General features: G+C 55.1%; 10 protein-coding genes and 1 riboswitch. Of the genes, 6 read left to right on the plus strand and 4 right to left on the minus strand.

Annotated features, from left to right (window positions below; genetic code table 11):
- The first annotated feature begins 2 nt into the window (after nucleotides 1-2).
- The 3 genes from L975_RS04635 (at nucleotide 3) to L975_RS04645 (ending at nucleotide 2,314) form a co-directional block, all read left to right on the plus strand.
- The gene (locus L975_RS04635) at nucleotides 3-596 is read left to right on the plus strand and encodes a DNA-3-methyladenine glycosylase I (protein ID WP_052181269.1); all 594 of its coding nucleotides are present in this window, start codon (nucleotides 3-5) and stop codon (nucleotides 594-596) included.
- 81 nt (nucleotides 597-677) lie between these two features.
- Nucleotides 678-809: riboswitch (yybP-ykoY riboswitch) on the plus strand.
- 92 nt (nucleotides 810-901) lie between these two features.
- Nucleotides 902-1,447: a TMEM165/GDT1 family protein gene (locus tag L975_RS04640; RefSeq protein WP_225624440.1), complete on the plus strand. Its 546-nt coding sequence runs from the start codon at nucleotides 902-904 to the stop codon at nucleotides 1,445-1,447.
- A 201-nt stretch (nucleotides 1,448-1,648) separates the two neighbouring features.
- A complete protein-coding gene (locus L975_RS04645; RefSeq protein WP_010863027.1) occupies nucleotides 1,649-2,314 on the plus strand; it encodes an OmpA family lipoprotein in 666 nt (221 codons plus the stop codon).
- A 132-nt stretch (nucleotides 2,315-2,446) separates the two neighbouring features.
- Here L975_RS04645 and L975_RS04650 read toward each other — a convergent pair whose 3' ends face one another.
- The gene (locus tag L975_RS04650) at nucleotides 2,447-2,794 is read right to left on the minus strand and encodes a RidA family protein (RefSeq protein WP_047707426.1); all 348 of its coding nucleotides are present in this window, start codon (nucleotides 2,792-2,794) and stop codon (nucleotides 2,447-2,449) included.
- A 293-nt stretch (nucleotides 2,795-3,087) separates the two neighbouring features.
- Between L975_RS04650 and L975_RS04655 the strand changes: the two genes are divergently transcribed.
- A complete protein-coding gene (locus L975_RS04655) occupies nucleotides 3,088-3,357 on the plus strand; it encodes a hypothetical protein (protein WP_047707427.1) in 270 nt (89 codons plus the stop codon).
- Nucleotides 3,358-3,394: 37 nt separating this feature from the next.
- Here L975_RS04655 and tusA read toward each other — a convergent pair whose 3' ends face one another.
- The gene (gene tusA, locus L975_RS04660) at nucleotides 3,395-3,634 is read right to left on the minus strand and encodes a sulfurtransferase TusA (RefSeq protein ID WP_047707428.1); all 240 of its coding nucleotides are present in this window, start codon (nucleotides 3,632-3,634) and stop codon (nucleotides 3,395-3,397) included.
- 227 nt (nucleotides 3,635-3,861) lie between these two features.
- Here tusA and L975_RS18295 point away from each other — a divergent pair, with 227 nt between their 5' ends.
- Together L975_RS18295 and L975_RS04665 are read left to right on the plus strand one after the other, a co-directional pair.
- Nucleotides 3,862-4,035 carry a hypothetical protein gene (locus L975_RS18295; RefSeq protein ID WP_165807680.1) on the plus strand — a complete coding sequence of 58 codons (174 nt, stop codon included), beginning with the start codon at nucleotides 3,862-3,864 and terminating at the stop codon, nucleotides 4,033-4,035.
- Between the two features lie 155 nt (nucleotides 4,036-4,190).
- Complete coding sequence (locus tag L975_RS04665) at nucleotides 4,191-4,850, plus strand: hypothetical protein (protein WP_052181270.1); 660 nt, start codon at nucleotides 4,191-4,193, stop codon at nucleotides 4,848-4,850.
- Between the two features lie 103 nt (nucleotides 4,851-4,953).
- Here the strand turns inward: L975_RS04665 and fadA are convergent, their stop codons facing one another.
- Nucleotides 4,954-6,117, minus strand: a complete 1,164-nt coding sequence (gene fadA, locus L975_RS04670) for an acetyl-CoA C-acyltransferase FadA (protein ID WP_047707429.1) — start codon at nucleotides 6,115-6,117, stop codon at nucleotides 4,954-4,956.
- A gap of 14 nt (nucleotides 6,118-6,131) precedes the next feature.
- Nucleotides 6,132-6,316: hypothetical protein (locus L975_RS18300; RefSeq protein ID WP_152106502.1), on the minus strand; the 185-nt coding region annotated here is incomplete at its 5' end.

Genomic DNA, 6,316 nt, shown 5'->3' on the forward strand with positions numbered 1-6,316 from the left:
GAATGCAGCGTTGCAACTGGGTGAGTGACGATCCCCTTTATCTGGCCTATCACGATCAGGAGTGGGGACGCCCTTTGTATGACGGCGACCGTCTGTTTGAACTGTTATGTCTGGAAGGTCAGCAAGCGGGGCTATCTTGGATCACGGTACTGAAAAAGCGGGCGCACTACCGGCACTGCTTTTTCGGCTTTGCGGCCGGCCGCATGGCCGCGCTCAGTGAGGCGCAGTTGGCTGGATTGATGCAAGACAGCGGCCTGATTCGTAACCGGCGCAAGCTGGCCGCGCTGGTGCAAAATGCGCGTGCTTATTTGGCGCTTCAAGCGCAGGGAGAAGACTTCAGTACTCTGCTGTGGTCGTTTGTCGGTGGGCAGCCGCAGGTCAATCATTTTGCCAGCGCAGAGCAGGTGCCGGCCAGTACGCCGGCGTCGGTGGCGATGAGCAAGGCGTTGAAAAAGCGCGGCTTTACCTTTGTTGGCCCCACTATCTGTTATGCCTTTATGCAAGCAGCCGGTTTGGTGAACGATCATCTCACCTGCTGTGACTGGCATGCGCGCTGCAATGGTGCGCACTTTACTGACAAAGACGACAGTCGGTAGTGAATCGCTGCTTGTTTCAGCGGTTTTTAGTCAGTAAAATGCCGGCGTTTCGTATCCTTTTCTCTGTTTCGGATACGTCTCTCTTCCGTCATGGGGGAGTAGTCTTTTGCAACATACGTTGCCGGTACGCCAGTACCTGTTCGGTGTAGCAAAGCTGTCGTCAACAAACTTGCCCGAAGGGCATGGCGGCAGCGGCCTCGCATCTTTGAGGTTGACGAGACCTATGGCTAACGACTGTAACCGCAGGGGCGGGGACAGCGTTACGCCATATGTTTACGTTGGCCCCCGCCCCTGATGAGTATGTCGTGTCGATAATTGCAACTTCCTTTGCTTCCGTGGCGTTGGCCGAAATGGGCGATAGAACCCAACTGCTGACTTTGCTGCTGGTGGCACGTTTTCGCAAACCTTGGTGGATTCTGGCTGCTATTGTTTGTGCCACTTTGTTTAATCACTTTTTGGCTGCCTGGATTGGGGTGGAGCTGAGCAACTATTTAACGCCGGAGATTATGCGTTGGGTAGTGGGCGTCGGCTTCCTGCTGATGGCCGGTTGGGTGTTGATCCCGGATAAAGATAACGGTGAAGTGAAGGGCGGGCATCCGTTCTGGACATCACTGGTGATCTTCTTTATTGCCGAGATTGGCGATAAAACCCAAATTGCGACCACGTTGCTTGGCGCGCGTTATGACAACGTGACGCTGGTGATGATCGGTTCGACCTTGGGCATGATTGCCGCCAATGCGCCGATGCTGTGGTTTGGTGAACGCTTAAGTCCGTACATGAAGTCGGATTGGGGCCACCGCGCGGCAGCGATGGTGTTTGCTGCACTCGGGATTATCACTTTGCTGTGGTAAACCGCCATTGGGCCTGCTGCTAGCGCGAAAGTGAGTATACAAAGTGTCAGGAATGCAGGCCTGCGCATGAAATGGGTTGCCAAATGCAGACCGAATTGATGCAATACGGCGCTTCAATGTCCCGTAGCGCTGGGCAAGGGGGGTCGGGTTACCGGCAACCCGTTTTTGTGCGCGTAGATGGAATAAGTTAGGTAAACAATAATGAGTAATAAAATCAAAGCGCTGGTTGGCGCTCTGTGTGTTTCCGTGGCTCTGTCCGGTTGTACCACGGTAAACCCGTACACCAATGAAGAGCAGACTGCGAAAGCAGCGAGTGGCTCTGCGATAGGTGCATTAGCGGGGGCATTGATTGGTGTGGCCTCTTCTTCCAAGAAAGACCGCGGTAAAGGTGCTTTGATTGGTGCCGCAGCCGGTGCAGCGCTGGGTGGTGGTATCGGTTATTACATGGATGTGCAAGAAGCGAAGTTGCGTCAGCAGCTGCGTGGCACCGGTGTGAGTGTGACCCGTGACGGTAACAACATCATCCTGAACATGCCAAACAACGTGACGTTTGATACTAACAGCACCAGCCTGAAGCCTGCCGGTATCAACACCTTAAGTGGTGTAGCCATGATCCTGAAAGAATACGAAAAGACCATGGTGAACATCATCGGTTATACCGACAGCACCGGTAAGCGCGCTTACAACATGCAGCTGTCTGAGCGTCGTGCGCAATCTGTGGCATCAAACCTGATGATGCAGGGCGTGTCAGCTTCCCGTCTGCGTACCTACGGTGCCGGCCCGGATAATCCGATCGCCTCTAACAACACCGAAAGCGGCCGTGCGCAAAACCGCCGTGTTGAGATTACTTTAAGCCCAATCCAGTGATTTGGCTGCTACCGTAACAGGTAGAAAAAAACCGCTGTCACCGAAAGGGGCAGCGGTTTTTTTATCTCTGTAGTTTCTTTACTTACCGACTGACAGAGAAGAAGTGAATACCGGAGATGCGGAAAATCGCGTTTAGCGCGCTGCCGTCAGCTGAATTTCGACGCGGTAACCCGGATCGGCCATCACTGCCTGCACACAGGCACGTACCGGCGCACTGCCGCTCGGCAGCCAAGCATCCCACACCGCATTAAAGGCCGCGATCTCGCTGATATCTTTCAGATAAATGGTGGCCGACAGAATGCGCGATTTGTCAGAGCCCGCTTGTTTTAGCAGCGCCTCTAGGCTGGCCAGCACCTCATGGGCTTGCCCAGTGATATCGGTATCCAGTTGGCTCGGCACTTCAACCAGATAAACGGTTTGATTGTGGATCACGATGTCTGACCAACGGGCCGTGGTGCCGATGCGTTCGATACTGCTCATGCACTCTCCTTGCTAAATATAAAACGAGGTAGGGAAGGATGGCGGTGCTGGGATCTCGCCCATATTCGCCTGCTGCTTTGGGTCGGCAGCCTCTTAGGCGCTGATTATAGCTTGTCAAACGTGCAGTGTACGCAGGCGCTCGGCGTAAAGAGAAAATCACCGATTTGCGACCGGCGCGGCAGCCGACTGCGCGTAGGACTTCTACACTGAAGAGGGCTTCGGGAGTGAACGTGCCGAGAGTACCAACACCCGACGCCGCTTTGGGTCAGACCCATACCGATAAGGAGCAGCTTATGTGGCGACGTTTTCCACTGTTATCGGCGAAAAAGCAGTGTCTGTTTTTTCACTTTGCCTTTTTGCTCAACATGCTGGCGCTGATCTTAACCGATGCCGGCTTACCGCTGTTGATTGGCTGCCTGATCACCGGTTATTTGGCGTTGGAGTCGTGGATCCGCTGGCGTTACGTGCAGCCGCTGCGGGAAGAAAATCGCCGTCTGCGCCATCAGCTGAGTCAGCTGCAACAAAATCGCGCGGAATCGAGTGACAGCTGGCCGGAGGCATAGTCTTAATGCGCGAGCTGGCCGTTAAGCGCTGTTTGCTTTACGCGCCTTTGCGGATCAGATAGCGATACGGCAGGCTCTCGATTTGGGCCTCGAGCAACTGGTGATCCATAAAGCGGCAGAAGCTGGGAATATCGCGGGTGGTGGACGGATCGTCCGCCACAATCAGCAGCGTCTGGCCTGTGGTCAGATTGCGGATGGTTTTACGCACCATCATCACCGGCTCTGGGCAGCGTAGCCCTTGGGCATCCAGTGTGTGATCTGGGACAACGGAATTCATGCTACAGCAATCCTGCAAGTCAAAAGTCTGAGCGTTAATGCTGCCCGTGACTCTGCTCGCGCAGCGCGAGCGGTGGGCAGTGGATATGCGCAGTAGTTTAATGAGTAAACTCACACATCTCCAATCTTTAGCGTAAAAAAGGGGCAAATTGCCAACAGGCTAACAGCAAAAAATCTGCCATCGATTAGGGTAATCCTCAGGCTAGGCACTGCTGCGGGGATCCTCTCATGTTTACGTTGAATGACCGTCTCGCCATGTACGGCGCCCTGTGTTTCATCTCCACCAGCTTGCTGTTATTGCAATGGCTGGAAACATCCTGCTCACCACTTACGCTACTGGCACTGGTGGCTTCTGCGGTTGGGTTCGGTTTCGAGCGCGGTTTTTTATCAGCGGCGGACTGATCTCTTTCTTATTGATTAATAATATAAATATAAATTAATTGTCTGTTTTATCCGGCTGGGATTGGCTTTCATAGGTGTTCTTTATTTGAACTTGGTCACATAATTTGGCAACATTTTGTGTAACTAAGCATAATTACACATCAATAGAGAACAGCATGAAGACTGATTTAGCAGTGGTCCTGCGCGCCTTACTGGCGTTTGTGGTATTGGCACTATGCGCTGCAGGCATGGTGGGATTACTCCGGCTGGATGTCTATTTCGATGCCCATAACCTGTCGGAGTTTTCTTGGGTGGAGCTGACCCAAGAGGTATTACTGTTTTTGCTGGTGTTGGGCTATTTTGCGCTGGCTCGGCATAGCCGCTTATGGCGCCCGGCGGCGACCTTGGTGGGCGGCTTTTTTGCCTGCTTGCTGATCCGTGAACTGGATGCTTTTTTGGATGTGGTGTTCCACGGTTTTTGGGTGGTACCGGCGTTGCTGGTGGCCGCTTTGGCGCTCAGCGTGGCGTGGAAAGAGCGGGCGGCTACCTTGCGCGGTTTGGCGATGATGGTACGCAGCCCGTTTTTTGGTGGCCTGCTGTGTGGTCTGGTGACCTTGCTGGTGTTCTCCCGCTTGATGGGGATGAGCAGTTTGTGGCAGATGCTGCTGCAAGACGGCTATGCGCGCATGATCAAAGAAACGGTGGAAGAGACGCTGGAGCTGTTTGGCTATATGCAGATTTTTGTCGCCAGTGCCGGCATTATCGGCCAAGCACTGCGGGTAGAACGCCATCACAACAGCCTGTGTGCGGCGGATGAAAGGCTCACCCGATTTTAATGGGTAGTGAACTTTCACCGCGAATAGGTTCGGGGAAGGGTGCTGCGTAAACGAACAACGGCAGGATCTGGGTCCTGCCGTTTTGTTTTACCGCATGTGAGCTTTACACGCGCTCAAAGACGGTGGCAATGCCCTGACCTAACCCGATACACATGGTCGCCAGACCAAACTGAGCATCACGCGCTTCCATCAGGTTAATCAAGGTGGTGGAGATCCGCGCGCCAGAGCAACCGAGTGGGTGGCCCAAGGCAATCGCGCCGCCGTTGAGGTTGACCTTGTCGTCCATCACCTCCAGCAAGCCTAAGTCTTTCACGCACGGCAAGCTTTGGGCGGCGAAGGCTTCGTTTAACTCGACCACATCGATATCGGCGATCGTTAAACCGGCGCGCTGTAGCGCCTTGCGGCTGGCCGGTACTGGGCCATAACCCATGATGGACGGGTCACATCCGGCAATCGCCATCGCTTTGATACGCGCACGGATCGGGAGGCCTAATTCACGGGCTTTATCCTCGCTCATCAGCAGCATCGCGGCGGCGCCATCAGACAGCGCCGACGACGAGCCGGCGGTGACAGTGCCGTTGACCGGATCAAAGGCCGGACGCAAGGCGCTGAGTGACGCCACGGTCGTTTCCGGCCGGATCACCTCATCAACATTGAACAACGTCAGCGTGCCGTCGGCATCATGGCCCGTCAGCGGGGCAATTTCAGCCTTAAAACGGCCTTCGACGGTGGCTTGATGGGCGCGCTGGTGCGAACGCGCAGCAAACTCGTCTTGCATCTGGCGGCTAATGCCATGCAGGCGACCGAGCATCTCGGCGGTTAATCCCATCATCCCTGCCGCTTTGGCCACGGAGCGTGACAACCCTGGATGGAAGTCGACGCCGTGCGACATCGGCACATGCCCCATGTGCTCGACCCCACCAATCATGAAGATCTCACCATCGCCGGTCATGATGGCGCGGGTGGCATCGTGCAGCGCTTGCATAGAAGAGCCGCACAAGCGGTTCACCGTGACCGCGCCCACGGAGTGCGGGATCCCCGCCAGCAGTGAGGCGTTACGGGCAATGTTAAAGCCCTGCTCCAGGGTTTGTTGCACGCAACCCCAGTAAATATCTTCCAGCGCCGTAGGGGCCACTTGGGGATTACGCCGCAGCAGTTCGCGCATCAGATGCGCCGATAAATCTTCGGCTCTCACATGACGAAATGCCCCACCCTTAGAGCGGCCCATTGGGGTGCGTAGGCAGTCAACAATGACAACGTTTTTCATGTTCAATTTCTCCCTCAGGCCGGCAGGCGATGGCGCGGATAATAAGTGTCGTTACGGCTGGCTTTATCACGCAGTCCATCCGGAACCTGATACAAGGCGCCCAGCGCACTTAAGGCATCGGCCTGTGCCACATAGTGAGCACTACCGAGGCTATCCAGATAACGGCAGGCACCGCCACGGAACGGTGGGAAGCCCAAGC

It is taken from the genome of Plesiomonas sp. ZOR0011, from assembly GCF_000800945.1.
Lineage (GTDB): Bacteria > Pseudomonadota > Gammaproteobacteria > Enterobacterales > CAMTGL01 > Plesiomonas > Plesiomonas shigelloides.

What these genes read in the sequence shown, in the direction of transcription:
- L975_RS04635 (WP_052181269.1), top strand. Translation starts at nt 3, where the DNA reads ATGCAGCGTTGCAACTGGGTGAGTGACGATCCCCTTTATCTGGCCTAT.
- L975_RS04645 (WP_010863027.1), top strand. Translation starts at nt 1,649, where the DNA reads ATGAGTAATAAAATCAAAGCGCTGGTTGGCGCTCTGTGTGTTTCCGTG.
- L975_RS04650 (WP_047707426.1), bottom strand. Translation starts at nt 2,794, where the DNA reads ATGAGCAGTATCGAACGCATCGGCACCACGGCCCGTTGGTCAGACATC.
- L975_RS04655 (WP_047707427.1), top strand. Translation starts at nt 3,088, where the DNA reads ATGTGGCGACGTTTTCCACTGTTATCGGCGAAAAAGCAGTGTCTGTTT.
- tusA (WP_047707428.1), bottom strand. Translation starts at nt 3,634, where the DNA reads ATGAATTCCGTTGTCCCAGATCACACACTGGATGCCCAAGGGCTACGC.
- L975_RS18295 (WP_165807680.1), top strand. Translation starts at nt 3,862, where the DNA reads ATGTTTACGTTGAATGACCGTCTCGCCATGTACGGCGCCCTGTGTTTC.
- L975_RS04665 (WP_052181270.1), top strand. Translation starts at nt 4,191, where the DNA reads ATGAAGACTGATTTAGCAGTGGTCCTGCGCGCCTTACTGGCGTTTGTG.
- fadA (WP_047707429.1), bottom strand. Translation starts at nt 6,117, where the DNA reads ATGAAAAACGTTGTCATTGTTGACTGCCTACGCACCCCAATGGGCCGC.